This is a genomic window from Streptomyces sp. NPDC046805 (genome assembly GCF_040645355.1).
Taxonomy (GTDB): Bacteria; Actinomycetota; Actinomycetes; order Streptomycetales; family Streptomycetaceae; genus Streptomyces.
On the sequence record NZ_JBEYYC010000020.1, the window covers coordinates 56,171 to 79,799 of the forward strand.

The window sequence follows — 23,629 nt, forward strand, 5'->3', positions numbered from 1 at the left end:
CGCGCACAGCCCGAACATCCCTTGCGTGCGGGCCCGTTGACCCTCACCCGCACCGCCGGCCGACCGCCGCCAGCAGGCGCCGCACGGCGGCCGCGTGTCCGCCCGTGCCGATGACCAGGCGGCGGTAGAGGCGGCCGGACCAGCCGGGGAAGGCGGCCCGCGTCTCGGCGCTCAGCGTCGAGCGACCGACGCCGTCGGGGGCGAGGCGGAAGACGATCGCGTACGACGAGAAGCGGTGGCGTCCGGCGAGGACCAGCTTCCGGCCCGGTACCGCCGCGACCACCCGGAAGCCCGGCACCGTCGCGCCCTCGGCCAGGGGTCGCGGACCGGACGACGCGTGGTCGGCGCATCCGACCAGGCGGGTGTACCGGGCCGTGCGGGGGCGGCCGAAGCTCCGGTCCAGGACCTCGCCGAGCGCGCGCCACACCGTGTCGGTGTCCGCCATGACGACGGCCGTGTGTGCGTCGACGTACGGCAGTGCTGCGATTCCGGTGAGCTCCATACGGCCCCCTGTCGAGTTACCAATGGTAGGCGTTGCAGTCGAACTGACGATCCCGTAGTTTGTGGCGCACTTTCTACTGACCGGTAACCCAGGCGGTTATGTCATGCGCTGGCCTGTCGGACGTCCCACCACCATCCGTGCCCGGATCGTGGCGCTCGCGCTCGCACCGGCCGTCGCCCTCATGACGCTGTGGAGCTTCGCCATGGTGTCGGTCACCGGCGAACTGCGCGCGCTCGTCCGGCTCCAGGGGGTGTACGAGGACTTCGGTACGCCCGTCGACACGGCGGTCGGGCAGATCCAGATCGAACGCCGGCTGTCGGCCGCGTACCTCGGCACCCACCTCGACACGGGCCTCGTCGGCGACCTGCTGGCGCAGCAGCGCCGCACCGACCGCGTGGTGAGCGCCATGCGCGACGCGACCCGGGGCCGCGACCGCGACCGGCTCACCGGCCGCCAGCGGCAGTCGCTCGACGCGATGCTGGGCGCGACCGGCAGGCTGGAGAAGCTCCGTGATCGGGTGCTGTCCCGCGAGATCTCCTGGGACCGGGCCGTCGCCGAGTACAGCGCGCTCGTGGAACCCGGCTTCGACGTCGAGTCCACGCTCACCGCGCTCCAGGCCGGGCAGCTGGCCCGGGAGGCGCAGACCGTCGTCGAGCTCGTGCGGGTGCGGGAGTTCGTCTCGCGCGAGGACGCCCTGGTCGCCGGGGCGCGGGCCGCGGGCACCCTGACCGACCGGCAGTACGACACGCTGACGGCGACGATCGAGGACCGGCGCGTCTTCGAGCGGACGTATGTGCCGGACCTGCCCTCCGACTCGCGGACGCTGTTCGAGGCATTCCAACGCGGCGCCCTGCACCGCTCGTTGGTGAACGGCGAGGACGCGCTGCTGCGGGCGGGCGCGGGCCACGCCGGTGAGGCCGTGACGGCCCGCACCTGGCGGAGCACCACGGACCGGGCCGTCAAGCGGTACATGCTGCTGTGCACCCGGGCGGCCGAGAACTCCGCCGTGCGCGGGCGGGCGTTCGCCTACCGGGAGCTCGCCAAGGCGGCGGTCGTGGGCGTCGTCGGGCTGGCCGCCGTGGCGCTGTCGCTGTGGTTCGCGGTGCGCGGCGCCCGGCGCATCTCGCGCCGCCTCGAGACACTGCGGGACGCGGCCGACCTGCTGACCACACGCCAACTTCCCGATGTGATGCGCAGGTTGAGCGTCGGTGAGAACGTGGACGCGGCGGCCGAGGCGCCCCCGCTGATCGCCGGCGAGTCCGGCCCGGACGAGATCGGACAGGTCGGCGCCTCCTTCAACACCGCGCGGCTCGCCGCGGTCGAGGCCGCCGTCAAGCAAGCCACGCTCCGCCGGGGGCTGTTCGCGGTGCTGCTCAACATCGCGCGCCGCAACCAGGCCTTGGTGCACCGCCAGTTGAAGCTCGTGGACACGCTGGAGCGCAGCACCGACGATCCCGACACCCTCCGCGAACTGTTCCGCATCGACCACCTGACCACCCGCATGCGACGCCACGCGGAGAGCCTGATCATCCTCTCCGGCGCGGCACCCGGCCGCCGTTGGCGTCGCCCCGTGCCCCTCGCGGACGTCGTGTCCTCGGCGGTGAGCGAGATCGAGGACTACGCGCGTGTCGACATCCCGCCGATGCCCGAGGCCGGCATCGCGGCCGACGCCGTCGCCGACGTCGTGCATCTGATCGCCGAACTCCTCGAGAACGCCACGGCGTTCTCGCCGCCGAACACCCAGGTCACCCTCCGCTGCGGCCGGGTGTCGGGCGGCTTCGTCCTGGAGATCGACGACCGGGGCATCGGCCTCGACACCGACCAGCTCGACGAGTTCCACCGCACCCTCGCCGGCTCGGACGACTTCGACCCGACCCGGCACGACCGGCTCGGCCTGTACGTCGTGGGCCGCCTGGCCGCCCGGCACGGCATCCAGGTCACGCTGCGGGAGTCTCCGTACGGCGGCACGACGGCCGTCGTGCTGTTTCCTCCGGCGGCACTGGCGGACGTGACGCCGCAGCCCAACGCCCTCGCGACGAACGTGCACCCGCTCACGGCACTCCCGACCCGCGGGGAACCGGCCGCGCCGGCGCTCGTACACGAGCGGGCGGGGGAGACGGAGGAGACGGAAGAGCCGGAGGCACCGGGGAGGGGCGAGCGGACTGACCCGACCGAGCCGATCGCGTCAGCCGAATCGGCCGCCTCGACGGATGAGCAGTCGCCGGGCTCGGATGCGGGTTCAGAGCGCGCTCGGGCGCGTGCGCGCGCACGGGCGGCGGGGGCGGCTTCGGCGCGGGCGGAGGCGACCGAGGCCCCCGCTCCGCTGCCCACCCGGGTCCCTCAGACCTCGTCCGGCGCCGAACGCCGTTCCGATGAGCAGGCCGCTGATCTCACGCCTGACCCCACGCCGGAGCACGGCGCCGCCGAGGCCGAGGCCGAGGCCGAGGCCGCAGCCGAGTCGAGGGGAGCGCCGATCGCCCCGTCTCCGAGTGCCGGCCCTCCCGCGCTCCCCACCCGGGTCCGTCAGGCCTCGCTCGTCGCGGAACTCAGTGACGAGGCGGCGGCCGCCGACGCCACCCCGTCGCGCGAGGTCCGTGCCGACGAGATGCGGGCGATCTTCGGGTCCTTCCAGCGTGGGCTGGACCGGGGCCGGAAGGGCTTGCCCCGTGAGGACCAGGGCACCCGCACCGCCGGCCGCTCATCCGACGAGCGCGCCGACACCGACGAAGGGACACAGGCCGACGATGCTCGGTGAACCGCACAACTCTGAGCACGCCGCTCCGGCCACCGGGGCGCCCGGCACGGATCTCGGCTGGCTGCTCGACGACCTGGTGGCACGGACCGACCACGTCCGCCAGGCCGTTCTGCTCACCGCGGACGGCTTCCCGCTGAGCCGCTCGGAAGGCATGCGGAGACGGGACATCGAGCACCTCGCCGCCATCTCCTCCGGCTTCCACAGCCTGGCCGATTCGGCGGGGGAGCGGTTCGGTGCCGGAGAGGTCCGGCAGACGATGGTGATGCTCGACGACGCCTACCTCTTCATCACTCCGGCCGGCCACGGCAGCCGCCTGGCCGTCCTCAGCGAGGCACAGACGGACGTCGGTCAACTGGCCCACGAGATGGCGCTGCTCGTGCGCCGCCTCGGCCGCCATCTGGACGCCGCGGCTCGATCGGCGTCTTGATGCCGAAGTGAACGACCAGCACTGGTACGGCGACCACTGGTACGAGGACGAGACCGGTTCGATGGTGCGCCCCTACACCGTCACGGGGGGCCGCACCCGGCCCTCGGACCGGCACCCCATCGACCTGATGTCCCAGATCACCGCCCTCGACGCGGACGCGGGGCGGCCGGGCGTGGACCACGCTCGCGCCGCCCTGCTCGACCTGGTGCGGCGCGGCCCGCGCCCGGTCGTCGAGCTGGCCGCGGACGCCGACCTGCCGCTGACCGTCGTACGCGTGCTGCTCGGCGACCTCGCCGAGGCGGGCCTGGTGCGCGTCGACGCGCCTCGCCACGTCCTGTCGGGCGGCCCCGCCACCGATCCGGAGCTGCTGCGGGAGATCATCGAGCGCCTGCGCGAGATCTAGGGCATGCCCCAGGCGCCTGTGGCGTGCAACGAATCGCCATCGGCCCCCCGTCGCACGCAACGATTCGCTCACCCGCGCGCAACGGCTCCTTCTTGTCCGGCCGAGTCCGCCGACCGTACCGTCTTCCTGACCCCCCGACCCCTCCGTACCGGTGAGGACGACGCATGCGCACCGCCCTGCTCCAGAGCTCCGGCACCCCCGGCTCCACCGTCGAGAATCTCAAGGTCCTCGACGCTGCCGCGGGCCGTGCCGCCGCCGCGGGCGCCGGGCTGCTCGTCGCGCCGGAGATGTTCCTCACGGGCTACGCGATCGGCGACGACATCGGCCGCCTCGCCGAGCCCGCCGACGGAGCCTCGGCGGCCGCCGTCGCGGAGATCGCCGTCCGGCACGGACTGGCCATCGCCTACGGCTACCCCGAGCGCGACGGCGACACGGTCCACAACTCCGCCCAGCTGATCGCCGCGGACGGCGCCCGTCTCGCGAACTACCGCAAGACCCACCTCTTCGGCCGCTTCGAGCGCGACCACTTCACCCCGGGCGACCAGCCGGTCGTCCAGGCCGAGTTGAACGGTCTCACCGTCGGCCTGATGATCTGCTACGACGTCGAGTTCCCGGAGAACGTCCGCGCGCACGCCCTCGCCGGCACCGACCTGCTCCTGGTGCCGACGGCGCAGATGCACCCGTTCCAGTTCGTGCCCGAGTCCGTCGTCCCGGTGCGGGCCTTCGAGAACCAGATGTACGTCGCGTACGTCAACAGGGTCGGCCCGGAGGGTGAGTTCGAGTTCGTCGGCCTGTCCACCCTGGCCGGTCCGGACGGCGTCGCGCGCACCCGCGCCGGCCGCGGCGAGGAACTCGTCCTGGCCGACGCCGATCCGGCCTTCCTCGCCGCTTCCCGCGAGGCGAACCCGTATCTGAAAGACCGCCGCCCCGGCCTCTACGGGTCTCTGATCTGAACCCGCTCACAGCTTCTCCGAGTTCAACCCGCGCAAGGAGTCCGTACCCCATGACGTCCACCGTGCCCAACGCCGTCGAGCACGCAGACGAGCAGCAGCCGCCGATCACCATGTTCGGCCCGGACTTCCCGTACGCGTACGACGACTTCCTCGCTCACCCGGCGGGCCTCGGCCAGATCCCCGCGACCGAGCACGGCACGGAGGTCGCGGTCATCGGCGGCGGCCTGTCCGGCATCGTGGCCGCGTACGAGCTGATGAAGATGGGCCTCAAGCCCGTCGTCTACGAGGCCGACCGGATCGGCGGCCGTCTGCGCACCGTCGGCTTCGAGGGCTGCGACGCGTCCCTGACCGCCGAGATGGGCGCGATGCGCTTCCCGCCGTCCTCGACGGCGCTCCAGCACTACATCGACCTCGTCGGCCTGGAGACCGTCCCCTTCCCCAACCCCCTTGCCGAGACGACCCCGTCGACCGTCGTCGACCTCAAGGGAGAGTCCCACTACGCCGAGACGGTCGACGACCTGCCGCAGGTCTACCGCGACGTCGCCGACGCCTGGAACAAGTGCCTCGACGAGGGCGCCGACTTCTCCGACATGAACCGGGCCATGCGCGAGCGCGACGTGCCGCGCATCCGCGAGATCTGGGCGAAGCTGGTCGAGAAGCTCGACAACCAGACCTTCTACGGCTTCCTGTGCGACTCCGAGGCCTTCAAGTCCTTCCGGCACCGCGAGATCTTCGGCCAGGTCGGCTTCGGAACCGGCGGCTGGGACACCGACTTCCCCAACTCCATCCTGGAGATCCTGCGCGTCGTCTACACCGAGGCCGACGACCACCACCGCGGCATCGTCGGCGGCTCGCAGCAGCTGCCGCTGCGCCTGTGGGAGCGCGAGCCGGAGAAGATCGTCCACTGGCCGTACGGGACCTCGCTCGGCTCCCTGCACGTGAACGGCGAGCCGCGCCCGGCCGTGACCCGGCTGCACCGCACCGCGGGCAACCAGATCACGGTGACGGACGCGAACGGCGACATCCGCACGTACCAGGCGGCCGTCTTCACCGCCCAGTCCTGGATGCTGCTGTCGAAGATCGACTGCGACGACTCGCTCCTGCCGATCGACCACTGGACGGCCGTCGAGCGGACCCACTACATGGAGTCGAGCAAGCTCTTCGTGCCCGTGGACCGGCCGTTCTGGCTGGACAAGGCCGTCGACGACAGGGGAAACCCGACCGGGCGGGACGTCATGTCGATGACGCTCACCGACCGTATGACGCGCGGCACTTACCTGCTCGACGACGGTCCGGACAAGCCCGCCGTCATCTGCCTCTCCTACACCTGGTGCGACGACAGCCTGAAGTGGCTGCCGCTGTCCGCGAACGAGCGGATGGAGGTCATGCTCAAGTCACTCGGCGAGATCTACCCGAAGGTCGACATCCGGAAGCACATCATCGGCAACCCGGTGACGGTCTCCTGGGAGAACGAGCCCTACTTCATGGGCGCGTTCAAGGCCAACCTGCCCGGCCACTACCGCTACCAGCGGCGCCTGTTCACTCACTTCATGCAGGACCGGCTGCCCGCGGACAAGCGGGGCGTCTTCCTGGCCGGCGACGACATCTCGTGGACGGCCGGCTGGGCCGAGGGCGCAGTCCAGACCGCGCTGAACGCGGTCTGGGGCGTCATGCACCACCTCGGCGGGGCGAGTGACCCCACCAACCCGGGCCCGGGCGACGTCTACGACGAGATCGCGCCGGTCGAACTCCCCGAGGACTGACGGGGATTCGGCCGGTCAGACCCCGGCCGCCCGCGCCGCCGCGTACAGCTCGGCGGCCACGTCCTTGAGCTCCTCCGCGTCGCGCACGCACTCCTGCACGTCGACGAGGATCTCGTCGAGGCCCACCGCCGCGTGGGCCGCGAGGTCCTCGGCGATCTGCTCGACGTTGCCCTGGAAGGGGCGGCGGTCGGCGCCGCCGTAGGCCTTCGGCGTGTAGCGCGGGTTGGCCCGCAGCACCGTCTGGAGCGGCTCCGTGCGGCCCCGCTCGGCCGCCAGGTCCTGCAACTCGCGCCACTGGGCGGCCAGCCGCTCGGCGCCCATGGCCGTCGGCATCCAGCCGTCGGCCTTGTCGACGAGGCGGCGTCGGGACTTCCCGCTGTTGCCGGGCAGCAGGATCGGGATCGGCCGGGCCGGCTTGGGCCCGACGGTGGCCGACGTGATCCGGGTCGACTGACCGTCGTGGACCACCGGGTCGGGGCCCCACACCGCTCGGCACACCTCGATGGTCTCGTCGAGGGCCTGCCCGCGCTCGGCGAAGGGGCGCACGGACGCCGCCGCGTACTCGTCGTGCGACCAGCCCGTGCCCAGGCCCGCGACGACCCGGCCGCCGCTCGCCGCGTCGAGCGTGGCGAGGGTCTTGGCGAGCTGGAACGGCCCGTGCAGCGGGGCGATCAGCACGCTGGTGCCGAGCCGGGCGCGTTCGGTCGCGGCGGCCGCGAGGGTCAGGGTGACGAGGGGCTCGGCGACGTCGCGGTACGCCTCGGGCCAGGGCAGCCCCTCGATGCCGAACAGCCCCTGGGTCTGGGGGTCCGGGAACAGGGCACGCTCGAAGACCCACAGGCTGCCGTAGCCGATGCTCTCGGCCGTCCGTGCCACGTCGGGCACGTCCCGCCCGAGGGTGAACTGCCTCATCTGGGGGAGGCCGAGTCCGAGCCGCGTCGCCATACCACATCGCTCCTTCGCGTACGGGTGTGCCGGACGGTCAACGTACAGCGGTCGAGGGGCAGTTCGTGCGATGTACGCGCGTGCGGCGTGGTCGGATCGGTCCGGCGACGGTCAGTCCGGAAGCGGCGTCAGCAGCATGCGGCCCGCGAGGCCCACGGCCGCGTCGAGGCGTTCGGTGAACTCCTCGGCCACGTCCTCGAACCGGCGCAGCGCCCACAGCGCCCGCGCCGTCGACCAGGTCGCGTCCCGGGCCCGCTCCAGGCTCCAGGAACCGAGCAGATGGGTGAGCGGGTCGGCGAGCTGGAGCAGGTCCGGGCCCGGCATCAGGTCCTCCCGGATGCGCTCCTCCAGCGCCACGAGCAGCTCGCCCACGCGGTCGAACTCGTCCTCCAGGTCGGCGGGTTCACAGCCGAGCGTGTGACAGGCGTCGACCACGGCGAGCGCCAGGTCATGGCCGATGTGCGCGTTGATGCCGGCCAGCGCGAACTGCAGCGGCCGTACGCCGGGATGGCGGCGGAGCTGGAGCAGCGGCCGCCAGCAGGCGGGCGGCCGGCGGTCCTCCGTGGCCGCGTCGACGGCGGCCAGGTAGCGCTCGGCGAACCGCACGTCCAGCGCGGCCGCGGCCCGCGGGTCCGTGAACTGCCCGGCCGCCAGGCGCCGTTCGACCTCCTGCGTGACGGCCAGATAGACGCGGTTGAACACCGCGACCCCGTCGCGGGCGGGCAGCGCCGCGTCCAGGGCGCGCATCCGGGAGACGACGGCGTCCACGCTGCCGACGGACGTCGTGAACTGTTCCAATTGCGCCATGGGGGCAGCGTTCCAGCCCGCGGCGCCGCCGAGCGCCGACGAGCCCGACGCTTCCCCGGAACGGGGGAACGCGACCGTCGTGCCCGGCAGCGAGGGCCCGGCGCGCGGCGGTACACGCGCGTGCCGGGCCCCGGTGTTGCCTACGACGTGGGGCGCTGGGCGTTCGCCTCCTCCTCCTCGTCGTAGGAGGACGTGCCCTCGTCGAGCAGCGGCTCCTGCGGCTTGAGGTGGGCGGGGGCGAAGACGCGCAGCGAGTGGTAGCCGGTGATGACGACCAGTGTGCCGAGCGCGATGCCGCTGAGGGTGAAGTGCTTGCCGAAGTTCATGGAGACGTTGCCGACGCCGATGATGATGCCCGCGGCCGCCGGGACCAGGTTCAGCGGATTGCGCAGGTCCACCTTGGCGTTGATCCAGATCTGCGCGCCGAGCAGGCCGATCATGCCGTACAGGATGACGGTGATGCCGCCGAGGACACCGCCCGGGATCGCGGCGACGATGGCGCCGAACTTGGGGCACACGCCGAAGAGCAGCGCGAAGAAGGCGGCGGCCCAGTACGCGGCCGTCGAGTAGACGCGGGTCGCGGCCATGACGCCGATGTTCTCGGAGTACGTGGTGTTGGGCGGGCCGCCGACCGCGGTGGAGAGCACCGAGGCGACGCCGTCGGCCGAAATCGCCGTACCGAGCTTGTCGTCGAGCTTCTGGCCGGTCATCTCGCCGACCGCCTTGACGTGACCGGCGTTCTCCGCGACGAGGGCGATGACGACCGGGAGCGCCACCAGGATCGCCGACCACTGGAAGGCCGGGGCGTGGAAGGAGGGCAGCCCGATCCAGTCCGCCTTGCCGACACCGGAGAAGTCCAGCCGCCAGTGATCGGTGATCTTGCCGCTGCCGTCGTTCGAGTGGATCTTGCCGAAGGCCAGGTCGGAGATCCAGGAGATGCCGTAGCCGAAGATCAGGCCGAGGAAGATCGCGATGCGCGACCAGAAACCGCGCAGGCAGACGACGGCCAGACCGGTGAACAGCATCACCAGCAGGGCCGTCCACTGGTCCTGCGGCCAGTACACGGTGGCGGTCACCGGGGCGAGGTTGAAACCGATCAGCATGACGACCGCACCGGTCACGATCGGCGGCATCACCGCGTGGATGATGTGCGCCCCGAACCGCTGCACCGCGAGACCCACCAGGAACAGCACGACGCCGACGACCAGGATCGCGCCGGTCACGGTCGCGCTGGTGCCGCCCTGCGCCCGGATGATCGCCGCGACGCCCACGAACGACAGCGAGCAGCCCAGGTAGCTCGGCACCCGGCCGCGGGTCGCCAGCAGGAAGATCATGGTGGCGACGCCCGACATCATGATCGCCAGGTTGGGGTCGAGGCCCATGAGCACGGGGGCCACGAAGGAGGCGCCGAACATGGCCACCACGTGCTGGGCGCCGAGCCCCACGGTGCGGGGCCACGAGAGCCGTTCGTCGGGGCGTACCACCGCTCCGGGCGCGGGCGTGCGCCCGTCACCGTGCAGTTTCCAGCGCACGCCGAGGTCCATGGTGAGGTATCGCTTTCGTTGTTACGTGAGGAGGTTCCGGACCATTGTCGCGGGTCCCGGCGGTCCTCCCGCCACGCGGTCCCGCTCATGACCTGCGTTCATACGGCTGAACGGGGTCGCGGGGCCCGACGCGCCCCGCCGGCCGGAGGGCTCGGGCCCGTCGTCCGCGCCGGTTTCAGGGGCGCGGGTCGGGAACCACAGCGGTCCGCGGCCCGACCTCGGTCGCGGCGCCGCGCCGTCCGGTGCGCAGGACGCCCGCGAAGCCCACGAGCCCGCAGGCCAGCGCCGTCACCAGGCAGAACGACACCACCAGGCTCGTCGCCTGCGCCACCCCGCCGATCAGGCTCGGCGCGATCAGACCCGAGGTGTATGTGATGGTCGCGACGCCGGCGATGGCCTGACTGGGGTTCGGGCCGCTGTGCCCGGCGGCCGCGAAGCACAGCGGTACGACGACCGCGATGCCGAGGCCCATCAGGGCGAATCCGGCCATCGCGGCCGCCGGACGACCCGCGAGGACGGGCCCGGAGGCGACGACCAGAAGCCCGCCGAGCACGGCGAGGACGCCCCCGGCCCGGACGGTACGGACCGGGCCGAAGCGGTTCACCATCATGTCCCCGGCGAGCCGGGCCACCGCCATGGTCAGCACGAACCCGGTCGTCGACGCCGCTGCCAGGCCGGCCGAGCTGCTGAGCCGGTCGCGCAGGAACACCGCCGACCAGTCGAGGCTCGCGCCCTCCGCGAACACCGCGCAGAAGCCGACCGCGCCGATCAGCAGCGCCGACCGGGGCGGCAGCGCGAACCTCGGCGGCGGCTCCTCGTCCTCGGCGGGCTGCACGTCCGGCACCCAGCCGCAGGCCAGGACGCCGAGCAGGGTGAGCGTGGCGGCCGCCAGCGCGAAGTGCAGGCGCGCGTCCGAGCCGAGGTGCGCGGCGAGGGTGCCCGCCGCCGAGCCGATCAGGGCACCCATGCTCCACATGCCGTGCAGCCCGGACATGACCGACCGGCCGAGCAGCCGCTCGACCTCCACGCCGAGCGCGTTCATGGCGACGTCGGCCATGCCCGCGCTCGCGCCGTAGACGAACATCGCCAGGCACAGCGTGAGGAGGTTCGGCGCGAGCGAGGGCAGCAGCAGGGACAGCGTCCACAGGGCGATCAGGCCGCGCAGGGCCCTGCGGCTGCCGAAGCGGTGGCTGATCGGGCCCGCCAGCGGCATCGAGCACGAGGCGCCGACCGCGGCCAGGGCCAGGGCGAACCCGAGCTGCCCCGCGCCGAGCGAGGCATGGTCCTGGATCCACGGCACACGGGTCGCGAAGGAGCCCGTGACGGCGCCGTGCACGGCGAACACGGCCGCGACGGCGTAGCGGGCGCGGTGCACCTCGTGCTGCGTAGTCACAATCCCCAAGCTACAGCCGGGAATTGATGAGGACCGACCGAAGTCGGCCGACCCGGCTTCGCTGCCGCACCCTGTTCTCACGGGAGTTGACTCCGCAGCTCCACAGGACGCCCTGTCACCTGCCCTGTGAGCCACCCCACAGCGGTCCCCTGTCGGGACGGCGAGCGCGCATGGCACACTGGGCCTGTACCAGAAGCAGCGCACTCCGGGGTCGGTGAAAGTCCGAACCGGCGGTTACAGTCCGCGACCCGGTCGCTTCCAGCGGCCGGTTGACCAGGTGAAATTCCTGGACCGACGGTTAAAGTCCGGATGGGAGGCAGTGCGCGGCGGGCGGGCATGCGTGCGCGCCGTCGTCCGGGAACTTGTCCGCCATGGAGATCATGGCCGGGTCCCGTCGGCGTCGCCCCGGTGCTCACCCGTACTTGCTGTCGTCATCGACAGGCCCCGGAGTCCGTGCCCGAAGAGGCAGGAGGACCCGGGAAGTGTTCACCGGAATCGTCGAAGAGCTGGGTGAGGTCACCGCCGTCGAGAAGCTCGACGACGCCTCCCGCTTCCGTCTTCGCGGCCCCGTCGTCACCGAGGGCGCCCGGCACGGCGACTCCATCGCCGTGAACGGGGTCTGTCTCACCGTCGTCGACCACGAGGGCGACGAGTTCACCGCCGACGTCATGGCCGAGACGCTGGACCGCTCCAGCCTCGGTGCCCTGAGTGTCGGCTCCCGGGTCAACCTCGAACGCCCCACCGCCGTGGGTGCGCGCCTCGGCGGCCACATCGTGCAGGGGCACGTGGACGGCACCGGCGCGGTGCTGGAGCGCAAGCCGTCCGAGAACTGGGAGATCGTGAAGATCTCGCTGCCCGCCGACCTCGCCCGCTACGTCGTCGAGAAGGGCTCCATCACCGTCGACGGCATCAGCCTCACCGTGGTCGAGGCGGGGCCCGACTTCTTCACCGTCAGCCTCATCCCCACCACCCTCGCCCTGACCACCCTGGGCCACAAGCAGCCCGGCGACCCGGTCAACCTCGAGGTCGACGTCATCGCCAAGTACGTCGAGCGGCTCCTGGCGAGTCAGGAGGCCGGCCGGTGAACTGGCTCAACTCCGAGGCGTTCGTCCTCTTCGGCCAGCACATCAAGTGGTCGGACATGATCGGCAACATCGTCGGCCTGATAGCCCTGGCCTTCGGGTGGCGGCGCTCCCTGTGGACCTGGCCCACCCAGTTCCTCTCCGGCCTGATCCTGTTCGCGGCCTTCGCCACCGCCCACCTGTCCGGCAGCGCCGGCAAGCAGGTCGTCGTCATGGCCGTCGCCGGATACGGGTGGTGGCAGTGGAACCGCGGCAAGAGCCGGGCCGAGGACGGCCACATCGCCGTACGGTTCGCCACCTGGCGCGAGCGCGCGGTGCTGGTCGGCGCCGCCGCCCTCGGCACGGTCGCGCTGGCCGAACTGTTCCAGGCGTACCCGTCCCTGTCCTGGGACCCGTGGCCCGACGCCTACATCTTCGTCGGCACCGTCGTCGCCATGTACGCCCAGGCGCGCGGCATGGTCGAGTTCTGGTTCGCCTGGCTGCTGGTGGACGCGGTGGGTGTCCCGTACGCGTTCCACAACGGCTTCGCCTTCTCCGGCTTCGTCTACGTCATCTACGGCGCACTCGTCCTGTGGGGCATGCGCGACTGGTGGCTGCGCTCCCGCAAGGCCGCGCGGCCCGTCCTGGAAGGAGCGCCGGCATGATCACGGCACCCACCCTGTACGGCCTCGACGGCTCCGAGGACATCGCGCTCGACCCCGTCGAGCAGGCCGTCGCCGACATCGCGGCCGGCCGTCCGATCGTGGTCGTCGACGACGAGGACCGGGAGAACGAGGGCGACCTCGTCATCGCCGCCGAGAAGGTGACCCCCGAGATCGTCGCCTTCATGATGAGCGAGTGCCGCGGGCTGATCTGCGCCCCCATGGAGGGCGAGGAGCTGGACCGGCTGCGGCTTCCGCAGATGGTCGAGGACAACACCGAGTCGATGAAAACCGCGTTCACGATCTCCGTGGACGCCTCGGCCGCTCACGGTGTGAGCACCGGTATCTCGGCCTCCGACCGCGCGACCACGCTTCAGTTGCTGGCGAGCGGTACGGCGGAGCACACCGACTTCGTCCGCCCCGGCCATGTCTTCCCGCTGCGGACCAGGCCCGGCGGGGTCCTGGTCCGCAACGGCCACACCGAGGCCGCCGTCGACCTGGCCCGGCTCGCGGGCCTGCGCCCGGCCGGCGCGATCGTCGAGATCGCCGGCGAGGACGGCCGCATGCTGCGTCTGCCCGAGCTGATCCCGTTCGCCCGCAAGCACGGTCTGACGATCATCTCCATCGAGGACCTGATCGCCTACCGCCGCACGTCCGAGCGCCAGGCCCTGCCCGGACAGGCGGTGACACCGGCCGAGCAGGCGCCGACGCCGGCCGAGCCCGTCGTCCGCCGCGAGGCCGAGGTCAGCCTGCCCACCGCGCACGGCACCTTCACCGCGTACGGCTACCGCGCCACCGCCGACGGCGTCGAGCATGTCGCCCTCGTCCACGGCGACATCGGCGACGGCGAGGACGTGCTCGTGCGCGTCCACTCCGAATGCCTCACCGGCGACGTCTTCGCCTCCCTGCGCTGCGACTGCGGCCCCCAGCTGGACGCCGCGCTGGAGCGCATCCAGGCCGAGGGCCGGGGCGTGGTCGTCTACCTGCGCGGACACGAGGGGCGCGGCATCGGCCTGATGTCCAAGCTGCGCGCGTACGAGCTCCAGGAGCGCGGCCACGACACCCTCGACGCCAACCTCGAACTCGGGCTGCCCGCCGACGCCCGCGACTACGGTGCGGGCGCGCGGATCCTGGCGGACCTGGGCGTGCGCAGCGTGCGCCTGATGACCAACAACCCCGACAAGACCGAGGCGCTCCAGCGCCACGGCATCAAGGTCACCGGCCGCGAGCCGATGCCCGTACAGGCGGGCGAGCACAACCTCCGCTACCTGCGCACCAAGCGGGACCGGATGGGCCACGACCTGCCCTGGCTGGACACCCCTGCCGTGTCCACCTGCGGCAACCAGTAGAGAAAGTCATTGAGGAGAGACGTGAGCGGCAAGGGTGCACCGGAAGTGTCCGTACGAGGCGCGAGCGACCTGCGGGTCGCCGTCATCGCGGCGCAGTGGCACGAGAAGGTGATGGACGGTCTGGTCGACGGCGCCCTGCGCGCCCTGCACGACCTCGGCATCGACGAGCCGACGCTGATCCGGGTCCCCGGCAGCTTCGAGCTCCCCGTCGCCGCCAAGGTCCTCGCGGGCCGCGGCTACGACGCGGTCGTCGCCCTCGGTGTCGTCATCCGCGGCGGCACCCCCCACTTCGACTACGTGTGCCAGGGCGTCACCCAGGGCCTCACGCAGGTCTCCATCGAGACCGGCGTTCCCGTCGGCTTCGGCGTGCTGACCTGCGACACCGAGGAGCAGGCCCTGGACCGGGCCGGCCTGGAGGGTTCGAACGAGGACAAGGGCCACGAGGCCGTGACCGCGGCGGTCGCCACCGCCGTCACGCTCCGCTCGGTGTCCGAACCCTGGCACTGAGACACCACCCGGAGCGCGTAGGGTAAGGACCACCATGTCCAAGAAGACGTTCGAGGAGCTCTTCACCGAGCTCCAGCACAAGGCCGCCCACGGCGATCCTGCCGCTTCCCGTACCGCAGAGCTGGTCGGCAAGGGCGTCCATGCCATCGGCAAGAAGGTCGTCGAGGAGGCCGCCGAGGTCTGGATGGCCGCCGAGTACGAGGGCAAGGAGGCGGCCGCCGAGGAGATCTCGCAGCTGCTCTACCACGTCCAGGTGATGATGGTCGCCCGCGGGATCTCCCTGGACGACGTCTACGCCCACCTGTAGGCCCAGGCAGTTCCCGCTGTTTCAGCTGTTTCTGAAGTCCCCACCCCGCACATCCCGTCACGCAAAGGAAGCCGACCTCATGCTGCGCATCGCCGTCCCCAACAAGGGTTCCCTGTCCGGCCCTGCGGCGGAGATGCTGCATGAGGCCGGCTACCGGCAGCGCCGCGAGTCCAAGGAGCTGCGGACCGTCGACCCGTCGAACGAGGTCGAGTTCTTCTACCTCCGGCCCCGTGACATCGCGATCTACGTCGCCTCCGGCCAGCTCGACATCGGGATCACCGGCCGCGACCTGCTGATCGACTCGGGCGCCGGCGTCGAGGAGATCCTCCCCCTCGGCTTCGCCCGCTCCACGTTCCACTACGCCTCCAAGCCGGGCACGGCCAGCGGCGTCGAGGACCTGAACGGCAAGACGGTCGCCACCTCCTACGAGGGCATCGTCGCCAAGCACCTCGCCGACAACGGCATCGACGCCTCCGTCGTCCACCTCGACGGCGCCGTCGAGACCGCCATCGAGCTGGGCGTCGCCGAGGTCATCGCGGACGTCGTCGAGACCGGCACCTCGCTGCGCAACGCGGGCCTGGAGGTCTTCGGCGAGCCGATCATGAAGTCCGAGGCGGTCGTCATCCGCCGTACCGGCGCCGACACCGAGGAACCCAAGGTCCAGCAGTTCCTGCGCCGCCTGCAGGGCGTCCTGGTGGCCCGGACGTACGTGATGATGGACTACGACTGCCGGGTCGAGCAGCTGGAGAAGGCCGTCGCGCTGACCCCGGGGCTCGAGTCCCCGACCATCTCGCCGCTGCACAACGAGGGCTGGGTCGCCGTCCGCGCCATGGTGCCCGCCAAGGACGCCCAGCGGATCATGGACGACCTGTACGCCATCGGCGCCCGGGCCATCCTGACCACGGCCATCCACGCCTGCCGCCTCTGACGCCGAGGAGGCCGCACACCGATGCCCGCCCCGACCCCGTCCGACCCGACGCCGCTTCCGGCCCTGCCCGTGACGTTCCGGCCGGGCCGCACCCGTGCCGTCCTGCTCACCGGCGGACTGGTGATCTTCCTGGTCCTCTCCGGGGTCGGCATGCTGCTGCAGCATGTCGGTCCGGGGGACCGGCTCACCTTCGTCCTCACCGGGGCGCTCGTCTTCTGGACGCTGGCCCGGTTCGCCCGGGTGAAGGTCGTCGCCGACACCTCCGGTGTCACCGTCGTCAACATCGTCGGCACGCGGCGCCTGGACTGGGCGGAGATCCTCCGGGTGAACCTCCGCCCCGGCGACCCCTGGGTCTTCCTCGACCTCAGCGACGGCACCAGCCTGGCCGCGCTCGGCATCCAGCCGGGCATCGCCAGGCAGCGCGCCATCGCCGACGCCCGCACGCTCCGGGCGCTCGCCGAGGCCCGCGCCGCGCGGGACCCCGAGGCGCGTCAGGGCTGACGTCGAGCAAGATCAGGGCTGACTCGGGGGCTACCGGCCTGCCCGAAAGAGCCGTGTCTTGATTAATCTGGTGACGGAGGCGCTTTTTCGTTGCGCCTCCCTCCCTGTGCCGCCGCCCGGTGCACAGGGATTCCTGCTACCCGAGGAGTGACCCTCTCCGGCGATGGACGGACCGTCCTGTAGTACCTGCGCCGCCCCCTCTCGTCCTGTGGAGGCGGCGGCATCATGACCATCCCCCTGCTGCTCCTGGCGGCGTTCCTGCTGATTCTCGCCAACGGATTCTTCGTGGCGGCCGAGTTCGGCCTGGTGACCGTCGAGCGCGCGGACGCCGAGAACGCCGCCGCCGAGGGCGACAAGCGCGCCCGTACGGTCGTGGAGTCGCTCAAGGAGCTGTCCTTCCAGCTCTCCGGCACCCAGCTCGGCATCACCATCACCTCCCTCGTCGTGGGCATGCTCGCCGAGCCGGCGCTCGCGCAGCTGCTGAGGGGCCCGTTCACCGCGATCGGGATACCCCGCGGCGCCGTCTCCGGCGTGGCCGTGGTCGTCGGCATGCTGCTCGCCTCGGCGATCCAGATGGTGGTCGGCGAACTCGTGCCGAAGAACTGGGCGGTGTCCAAGCCGCTGCAGGTCGCGCGGTTCGTCGCCGGCCCGCAGCACCGCTTCGCCCTCCTGTTCCGGCCGGTGATCGCCGCGCTGAACGTGGTCGCCAACCGGCTGGTGCGCGCCCTGGGCGTCGAACCGGCAGAGGAACTGGCCTCCGCCCGCACCCCCGGCGAGCTGGTCTCCCTGGCCCGTCACTCCGCCCTGGCCGGCGCCCTGGAACAGGACACGGCCGATCTGTTCGTACGGACGCTGTCGCTGGGCGAGCTGACCGCGCAGCACGTCATGACCCCGCGCGTGAAGGTCAGCGCGCTGCAGTCGTCGGCCACGGCCGAGGACGTCGTCAACCTCACCCGGGCCACCGGCCTCTCCCGCTTCCCCGTCTACCGGGAGAAGATCGACGAGATCGTCGGCATGGCCCACCTCAAGGACGCGCTCGCCGTTCCGGCCGCCGAGCGGCTGCGCACTCCGGTCGGCCGCATCGCCCGCCCGGCGCTGCTGGTCCCGGAGACGCTGCCCGTCCAGCCCCTGCTCACGCGGCTGCGCAGCGAGCAGCCCATCGCGGTCGTCGTCGACGAGTACGGCGGCACGGCCGGCGTGGTGACCCTGGAGGACATCGTGGAGGAACTCGTCGGCGAGGTCCGCGACGAGCACGACGGTCAGGACGTCCCCGAACTCGCCGCCGCCCCGCCCGAGGACGGCAAGCCCGCGTGGGACGTCGACGGCGGTACCCGCATCGACGTCCTGCGGCGCATAGGCCTCGACGTGCCCGAGGGGCCGTACGAGACCGTCGCGGGTCTGGTCGCCGACCTGCTGGGGCGCATCCCGGCCCCGGGTGACAAGGCCGAACTGCCCGGCTGGCGGCTCTCCGTGCGCCGGGTCGGGCACTACCGCGCCGAGCGCGTCCGTCTCGTCCGCACCGCCCCCGTGGCCCCGGTCGCGGAGGCGGTCCGATGAACGCACTCCAACTCCTCCTCGCCGCGCTGCTCGTGCTCGCCAACGGTTTCTTCGTGGGCGCCGAGTTCGCGCTCGTGTCCGTGCGCCGCAGCCAGATCGAACCGCTCGGCACCACCCAGGCCCGCCAGGTGCTGTACGGCCTGGAGCGGCTGCCGCAGATGATGGCCGCCGCCCAGTTCGGCATCACCGTCTGCTCGCTGACCCTGGGCGCGGTCGCCGAGCCGACGGTCGCGCACCTGCTGGAGCCGGTGTTCGCGTGGATCCGCCTGCCGGACGGGACGATCCACCCGCTCGGCTATGTCATCGCCCTCGCCGCGGTGGTCTTCTGCCACCTCGTGATCGGCGAGATGGTCCCGAAGAACCTGGCGATGGCGGCGCCGGAGAAGGCCGCGCTGTGGCTCAGCCCCGGCCTGGTCGCCTTCGCCCGCGTCTGCCGGCCGATCACCGTGGCTCTCGGCGCCTGTGCCCAGGGCATCCTGCGGCTGTTCCGCGTCGAGCCCAAGGACGAGGTCGAGGCCGTCTTCACCAGCGAGCAGCTCAACCGGCTGGTGGAGGACTCCGGTCAGGCGGGCCTCCTCGACCCCGAGGAGCAGGAGCGCCTGGAGGACGCGCTGGAGCTGGGCTCGCGCCCGGTCACCGACGTGCTCCTGAGGCGTGAGTCCCTGGTGACGGTTCCTCCGTCGGTCACGCCCGGCCAGATCGTCGAGCTGACCGCCCGCACCGGCTACTCCCGGTTCCCGGTCGCCGCCGGAAACGGCGCCTTCATGGGCTACGTGCACGTGAAGGACGTACTGGACCTGGAGGACTCGCAGCGGGCGGTGCCCCAGCAGCTCTGGCGCCCGATGACGACGCTGCGGGCCGAGCTGCCGCTGGACGACGCCCTGACGGTGATGCGCCGTGCTGCGACGCACCTGGCTCAGGTGGCCGACGCCTCCGGCCGGGTCCTCGGCCTGGTCGCCCTGGAGGACGTACTGGAGCTCCTGGTGGGCGAGGTGCGGGACCCGGCACACCGGCAGGCGCCGGATGTGAAGGTGGCCAAGCCGCAGCCCGGCGGGCAGCCCGAGCAGGCCCTGGCGAGCTGACCCGGCGCCGGGCAGGCCGCGGGGTCCGTCACATCGACGGATCCTGCGGCCCCCGCCCGGACAGCACCTCCCCGTACGCCTGCATCAGGTCCGGGAGCCTGAGCGTCGCCAGGTCGTCCCGGGACAGCGCGCCAGGGATGCCCGACAGCCGCAGATCCCGGTAGGCGCAGCTCTTCTCGTACAGCGTCCGCAGGAACCGCCCGTTGCCCAGCTCGTCGATCCACCCCTGGTCGACGACGTGCCCGGCGACGGACAGCAGCTCCTCCCGGGCCTCCTCGTCCCACACGTCGCCGTTCTCGGCGGCCAGCACGTCGCCGATCGCGGTGAGTTCGAGGGGACGGTACGACGGGAAGTCGACCCGGGTCGTGAACCGGGAGGACAGCCCCGGGTTGGCCGCGAGCAGGCGGTCCATGCCCTCCGGGTAGCCGGCCAGGATGACCACGAGGTGGTCGCGGTTGTCCTCGGCCCGCTTCAGCAGCACCTGCAGCGCCTCGTCGCCGTAGGCGTCGCTCTTGCCGTAGCCCGAGTTGGACAGCGCGTACGCCTCGTCCACGAACAGCACGCCGCCGATCGCCGAGTCGATCAGCTCATTGGCCTTCACGGCGGTCTGGCCCAGGTACTCGCCGACCAGGTCCGCCCGCTGGGCCTCCACGAGGTGGTCGCCGCCGAGCAGTCCGAGGGCGTAGAAGACGCGGCCGAGGATGCGGGCGACGGTGGTCTTGCCGGTGCCCGACGGACCGGAGAAGACGAAGTGCCGCTTCGGCGGCTGTACGGGCAGGCCCTGCCCGGCCCGCAGCCGCGCCATGTTCAACTGGGCGGACAGCGCCTTGACCTGGCGCTTCACCGGCTCGAGGCCCACCATGCGCTCCAGCTCGGCGAGCGCCTCCTCCAGCAGCGCGGGGTCCGTCGGACCGGCCGGCAGCGGCGACGGTACGACGATCTTCTCGCGCACCGCCGGGTCGCCCACCGGCGGCAGCGGACCGGACGGCGGCAGGTCGGACTCGGTCAGCCGCAGGTCGCGGCCCTCGGCGCCGAACAACGGGTCCAGGGCGTCCGCTCCCTCCACGGCGTCCTGACCGGAGCCGGAGAGCGTGACCGCGGCCAGACCGGCCGCGTCGTCGTACCCGTCGGCCTCGGCGATGGCGGCCAGCCTGGCCGAGGTGTCCATGAACGCGGGATCGACCCGATGCACGGCCCGGTACAGGGGGAGCGCGGCGGCGCTGCGCCCCGTGCCGTCGTGCGCTCTCGCCAGCCAGTACCGCAGCTCCTTGCGCTGCGGCTGCTCGCTGCGGCAGCGCATCAGGGCCGCCGACAGCAGCGGCTCGGCCTGGCCGTACATCTCCAGCCGCACCCGGGCCATGCCGCCGAACAGGCCGGCCTCGATACCCAGCATCGAGTCGTCCAGCAGCGGTTCGGTGTGCCGGACGAGCTGCTCCCAGTCCTTGACCAGATAGGCCCGGCACGCGTGCAGGAAGCGGACCTGCGGCTCGGCGTCCACCGGCGGCAGACCCGCGAGCGCCCGGTCCAGCTCCGGGACGTGCCGGCCGTCCAGCCAGTGCGAGGCGTGCGCGAGCAGCAGGTCGCGCGGGCTCTCCAGGACCGGCTGCACCCACCAGCCCAGCCAGTACCAGGAGTTGAGGGTGCGGCGGTGGCGGGCGCGCTGCTCCCCGAAGCGCTCGCGGTGCCGGAACATCCTCAGCAGCGCGGTCGTCGTGTCCACGCGCAGCGCGTGCAGCCCGAGCCACGCGTCCGCCATCCCGGGATCCATCCGCGCCGCGGCGCGGAACTCCTCCTCCGCCTGCGGATAGGCGCCCATGGTGTAGGCGTCCACGCCTCGCAGCCAGGCGAGGTCGGCCGGGGCCTCCGGGCCCCGCGTGCCGAAGTCCATCACGTCCCCCACAAACCGTGCCCCCGTCGGTTCACCACCGGGCGGTCGCCCGGCGGCCGACTTGGTTCCAATCGCTGTGCCGCGGTACGGAGTTGCAGGTGCGCGAAGCTGCCGCTCGAAGGTCGCACCGAAGGCATCGTACCTGCGCCGCCTCCGCCCGCCGAAGGGTGCCGCACGGGCCGTTTGACGAGGTGGGAGCAGATGGGGCGCACACGGTTCGTGACCGAGCGTGAGCGAATCGCCGCACAAGGCGTCCGAAAAACGGGCTCAGGGCAGAACGAAGCCCCCGATCACGGGGGAACAACCGGGGGCTTCGCGTCTGCGGGCGGCGCCGAATGGCCGCACATTGAGAACGTAAGTCCTGTACGGCCCCCGGGTCAAGCAGAGTTGAGGCACTCGGAGAAGTTCGCGCGCAAGGCTTTTCACAGGTTCAGCACACAGCGGACGGTCCCTCACCGTGCGTGACGTTCCGGTCCGGTGCGGGGGGCGCGGGCGGACCCGCCAGCACCTCGTATCCCTCCGGCGACTGCCGTACCAGCAGGTCGGCGTACGGCCGCGAGGGGTCCTCGGCGAAGTGCCGCCGCTCCGCCTCGACCCACCGGGCCCAGAACTCCCGCTGCTCGTCCCCGTCCCGCAGGCGCCCCCGCGTCCACGCCTCCTCGTGCGGCAACTCCATCCACAGCAGCCGCGCCAGATGCGGGCGCAGCGCACGGCGGCCGGCGCCGACCCCCTCGACGAGGACCACGGGCGCGGGCGGCAGCGCGCGGGGCGGCCCGAAGCGCCGGGCGTGCCAGTCGTACGGCGGGTACGCGGCCGTCTCGCCGCGGGTGAGGGGCCCGATCACCTGGGTCAGCAGGCGTCCGGTCCAGTCGAAGAGCCGGTCGTGGCTCGCCACGTCGTCGAGGTGCAGTACGGGCGCCCCGCCCAGCGCGGCGGACAGGCGGCCGGCGAACGTGGACTTGCCGGAGCCCGCGTGCCCGTCCACGCCGATCAGGCGGACCGGCCCGCAGGACGGCGGGAGTCCGCGCAGGAGGGAGGCGAGGGCGTGCAAGGCGATTCCTGAGCTGTGGTGCGGTGTGGGCTGTTTTCCGCAAAGAGTCTAGTAGCGCCCCATAGTGGCCCGGATGGCGGGCCGAAAGGAACGTCTCACGTTCAAGTGCCCCGGGCCGCAAGGGAATCGAATCCATAATGTTCTGAATCGGCTGACCGATATGTCGAAATCGACGTTTCCGGTGCGCCCCGTGCTGAGTAAGGTGCCTCCTGCGTAACTGCGACGCGTGTGCGGGGACGGACAGGTGAAGATGGCCGCGGAGTTATTCGAGGGGCAGTACGTGTGGCACCCCGCCGCCGACGACCGCCTCCTCGCGAAAGCGTGCGTCGACGTACGCGCCGGGCGCTATCTGACCGCCGGTGAGGTCCTGTCCGACGCGCGCTCCGACTTCGGCCTGCGCGCCCACCGCTCCCTGGTCCTGGCCTCCGAGGCCGCCGGCACCGATCTCGTCGAGCGCTGGCTGGCCGAGGAAGCGACCCCCGAGTCCACGCTGATGTGGGCCCGGGTGGCCGTGCTGCGCGCGGTGCGTGCCGCCGACGCGCGCGACGAGCGGGCCGAGGCCCTGGAGCGCATCGCGCTGTCCGCCTGCGAGCGCGCCGCGGCCCTGGCCCCCGACGACCCCACCCCCTGGGTCGCCAAGCTGGCCATGACCCGGCTGCACCGGCTGCGCGACCCCGCGCCGAGCGGACTGCTCACCGCGCCGCCGGGCCCCTGGCGGCTGTTCGCGCACGTCCTGACCCTCGACCCCTGGAACCGGGAGGCCCACCACCGCTTCCTGTCCTTCTTCTTCACGCGGTACGGCGGCTCGGTCAACGCCGCCTGGGACGTGGCTGCCTTCCTCAGTCAGCGGGCGCCCGCCGACTCGCCCCTGCGGCTGCTCCCGCTGGTCGCCCTGGTGGAGAGCTATCAGCCCACCCACCTGCTGGCCAGCCGGGTCTGGGAGGAGCCCCAGTGGCGCTGCACCGCGCTCGCGATCTACCACAACTGGCTGCCCACGGTGGCCGGTTACCGCTTCACCCCGGTGCTCGACCTGGCCTACCTCGCGCACGCGCTGGTCATGGCCCAGCGCGTGTTCGAGGCCCGGGCGGTCTTCACGGCGATGGGCCGGTACGCCTCGCGCATGCCCTGGAGTGTCTTCGGCGACCCCGCCGAGCAGCTCTCCCGGGCCCGGCGCGCCTGCGGCCTGCCCGTGCCGGGAGACGCCTGACGTCCTGCTCGTCCCCTTCTGAGTGAAAGGCCGATCT

22 protein-coding genes and 1 riboswitch are annotated in these 23,629 nt (G+C 72.1%); of the genes, 15 read left to right on the forward strand and 7 right to left on the reverse strand.

Going from position 1 to position 23,629, the window contains the following annotated elements; genetic code table 11:
- Positions 1-43 precede the first annotated feature (43 nt).
- Positions 44-502, reverse strand: a complete 459-nt coding sequence (locus tag ABZ910_RS22010; RefSeq protein WP_361367577.1) for a hypothetical protein — start codon at positions 500-502, stop codon at positions 44-46.
- A gap of 103 nt (positions 503-605) precedes the next feature.
- Here ABZ910_RS22010 and ABZ910_RS22015 point away from each other — a divergent pair, with 103 nt between their 5' ends.
- The 5 genes from ABZ910_RS22015 to ABZ910_RS22035 all read left to right on the forward strand — a co-directional run bounded on the left by ABZ910_RS22015 (position 606) and on the right by ABZ910_RS22035 (position 6,803).
- On the forward strand, positions 606-3,257 hold the full coding sequence (locus ABZ910_RS22015; protein ID WP_361367580.1) for a sensor histidine kinase: 2,652 nt from the start codon (positions 606-608) through the stop codon (positions 3,255-3,257).
- Positions 3,247-3,684 (forward strand): roadblock/LC7 domain-containing protein, encoded by a 438-nt coding sequence (locus tag ABZ910_RS22020; RefSeq protein ID WP_361367583.1) that lies wholly within the window; start codon positions 3,247-3,249, stop codon positions 3,682-3,684. Before ABZ910_RS22015 ends, ABZ910_RS22020 begins: the two co-directional genes overlap by 11 nt.
- Positions 3,685-3,691: 7 nt before the next feature.
- Positions 3,692-4,087 carry a DUF742 domain-containing protein gene (locus ABZ910_RS22025; protein ID WP_361367586.1) on the forward strand — a complete coding sequence of 132 codons (396 nt, stop codon included), beginning with the start codon at positions 3,692-3,694 and terminating at the stop codon, positions 4,085-4,087.
- A 164-nt stretch (positions 4,088-4,251) separates the two neighbouring features.
- The gene (locus ABZ910_RS22030) at positions 4,252-5,040 is read left to right on the forward strand and encodes a carbon-nitrogen hydrolase family protein (RefSeq protein WP_361367589.1); all 789 of its coding nucleotides are present in this window, start codon (positions 4,252-4,254) and stop codon (positions 5,038-5,040) included.
- A 50-nt stretch (positions 5,041-5,090) separates the two neighbouring features.
- Complete coding sequence (locus ABZ910_RS22035) at positions 5,091-6,803, forward strand: NAD(P)/FAD-dependent oxidoreductase (RefSeq protein WP_361367592.1); 1,713 nt, start codon at positions 5,091-5,093, stop codon at positions 6,801-6,803.
- 15 nt (positions 6,804-6,818) lie between these two features.
- Here ABZ910_RS22035 and ABZ910_RS22040 read toward each other — a convergent pair whose 3' ends face one another.
- The 4 genes from ABZ910_RS22040 to ABZ910_RS22055 form a co-directional block, all read right to left on the reverse strand.
- Complete coding sequence (locus tag ABZ910_RS22040) at positions 6,819-7,748, reverse strand: LLM class F420-dependent oxidoreductase (RefSeq protein WP_361367594.1); 930 nt, start codon at positions 7,746-7,748, stop codon at positions 6,819-6,821.
- 111 nt (positions 7,749-7,859) lie between these two features.
- Entirely contained in the window at positions 7,860-8,555 is a 696-nt protein-coding gene (locus ABZ910_RS22045; RefSeq protein ID WP_361367597.1) for a DUF5995 family protein, read from the reverse strand.
- 140 nt (positions 8,556-8,695) lie between these two features.
- Entirely contained in the window at positions 8,696-10,099 is a 1,404-nt protein-coding gene (locus ABZ910_RS22050; RefSeq protein ID WP_361367600.1) for a solute carrier family 23 protein, read from the reverse strand.
- Between the two features lie 175 nt (positions 10,100-10,274).
- Positions 10,275-11,495 carry an MFS transporter gene (locus ABZ910_RS22055; RefSeq protein ID WP_361367777.1) on the reverse strand — a complete coding sequence of 407 codons (1,221 nt, stop codon included), beginning with the start codon at positions 11,493-11,495 and terminating at the stop codon, positions 10,275-10,277.
- Positions 11,496-11,688: 193 nt separating this feature from the next.
- Positions 11,689-11,819, forward strand: a riboswitch (FMN riboswitch).
- A 155-nt stretch (positions 11,820-11,974) separates the two neighbouring features.
- Here ABZ910_RS22055 and ABZ910_RS22060 point away from each other — a divergent pair.
- The 9 genes from ABZ910_RS22060 to ABZ910_RS22100 all read left to right on the forward strand — a co-directional run bounded on the left by ABZ910_RS22060 (position 11,975) and on the right by ABZ910_RS22100 (position 19,446).
- A complete protein-coding gene (locus ABZ910_RS22060) occupies positions 11,975-12,577 on the forward strand; it encodes a riboflavin synthase (RefSeq protein ID WP_361367602.1) in 603 nt (200 codons plus the stop codon).
- Positions 12,574-13,218, forward strand: coding sequence for a nicotinamide mononucleotide transporter family protein (locus ABZ910_RS22065; RefSeq protein WP_361367604.1), 645 nt, complete (start codon positions 12,574-12,576; stop codon positions 13,216-13,218). The genes ABZ910_RS22060 and ABZ910_RS22065 overlap by 4 nt, the downstream gene beginning before the upstream one ends.
- Entirely contained in the window at positions 13,215-14,564 is a 1,350-nt protein-coding gene (locus ABZ910_RS22070) for a bifunctional 3,4-dihydroxy-2-butanone-4-phosphate synthase/GTP cyclohydrolase II (protein ID WP_361367607.1), read from the forward strand. Before ABZ910_RS22065 ends, ABZ910_RS22070 begins: the two co-directional genes overlap by 4 nt.
- A gap of 21 nt (positions 14,565-14,585) precedes the next feature.
- The gene (gene ribH, locus ABZ910_RS22075; RefSeq protein ID WP_361367610.1) at positions 14,586-15,071 is read left to right on the forward strand and encodes a 6,7-dimethyl-8-ribityllumazine synthase; all 486 of its coding nucleotides are present in this window, start codon (positions 14,586-14,588) and stop codon (positions 15,069-15,071) included.
- Positions 15,072-15,105: 34 nt separating this feature from the next.
- Positions 15,106-15,378 carry a phosphoribosyl-ATP diphosphatase gene (locus tag ABZ910_RS22080; RefSeq protein ID WP_361367613.1) on the forward strand — a complete coding sequence of 91 codons (273 nt, stop codon included), beginning with the start codon at positions 15,106-15,108 and terminating at the stop codon, positions 15,376-15,378.
- Between the two features lie 79 nt (positions 15,379-15,457).
- Complete coding sequence (hisG, locus tag ABZ910_RS22085) at positions 15,458-16,306, forward strand: ATP phosphoribosyltransferase (RefSeq protein ID WP_361367616.1); 849 nt, start codon at positions 15,458-15,460, stop codon at positions 16,304-16,306.
- A gap of 21 nt (positions 16,307-16,327) precedes the next feature.
- Positions 16,328-16,807 carry a PH domain-containing protein gene (locus ABZ910_RS22090; RefSeq protein ID WP_361367620.1) on the forward strand — a complete coding sequence of 160 codons (480 nt, stop codon included), beginning with the start codon at positions 16,328-16,330 and terminating at the stop codon, positions 16,805-16,807.
- A gap of 225 nt (positions 16,808-17,032) precedes the next feature.
- Entirely contained in the window at positions 17,033-18,364 is a 1,332-nt protein-coding gene (locus ABZ910_RS22095; protein ID WP_361367623.1) for a hemolysin family protein, read from the forward strand.
- Positions 18,361-19,446 (forward strand): hemolysin family protein, encoded by a 1,086-nt coding sequence (locus tag ABZ910_RS22100; RefSeq protein WP_361367626.1) that lies wholly within the window; start codon positions 18,361-18,363, stop codon positions 19,444-19,446. Before ABZ910_RS22095 ends, ABZ910_RS22100 begins: the two co-directional genes overlap by 4 nt.
- A 28-nt stretch (positions 19,447-19,474) precedes the next feature.
- On the opposite strand, the gene ABZ910_RS22105 is transcribed toward ABZ910_RS22100, so the two are convergent.
- The gene (locus ABZ910_RS22105) at positions 19,475-21,334 is read right to left on the reverse strand and encodes an AAA family ATPase (protein ID WP_361367628.1); all 1,860 of its coding nucleotides are present in this window, start codon (positions 21,332-21,334) and stop codon (positions 19,475-19,477) included.
- Positions 21,335-21,764: 430 nt separating this feature from the next.
- The gene (locus ABZ910_RS22110; RefSeq protein ID WP_361367631.1) at positions 21,765-22,385 is read right to left on the reverse strand and encodes a hypothetical protein; all 621 of its coding nucleotides are present in this window, start codon (positions 22,383-22,385) and stop codon (positions 21,765-21,767) included.
- Positions 22,386-22,635: 250 nt separating this feature from the next.
- Here ABZ910_RS22110 and ABZ910_RS22115 point away from each other — a divergent pair, with 250 nt between their 5' ends.
- The gene (locus ABZ910_RS22115) at positions 22,636-23,592 is read left to right on the forward strand and encodes a hypothetical protein (protein WP_361367634.1); all 957 of its coding nucleotides are present in this window, start codon (positions 22,636-22,638) and stop codon (positions 23,590-23,592) included.
- Positions 23,593-23,629 lie beyond the last annotated feature (37 nt).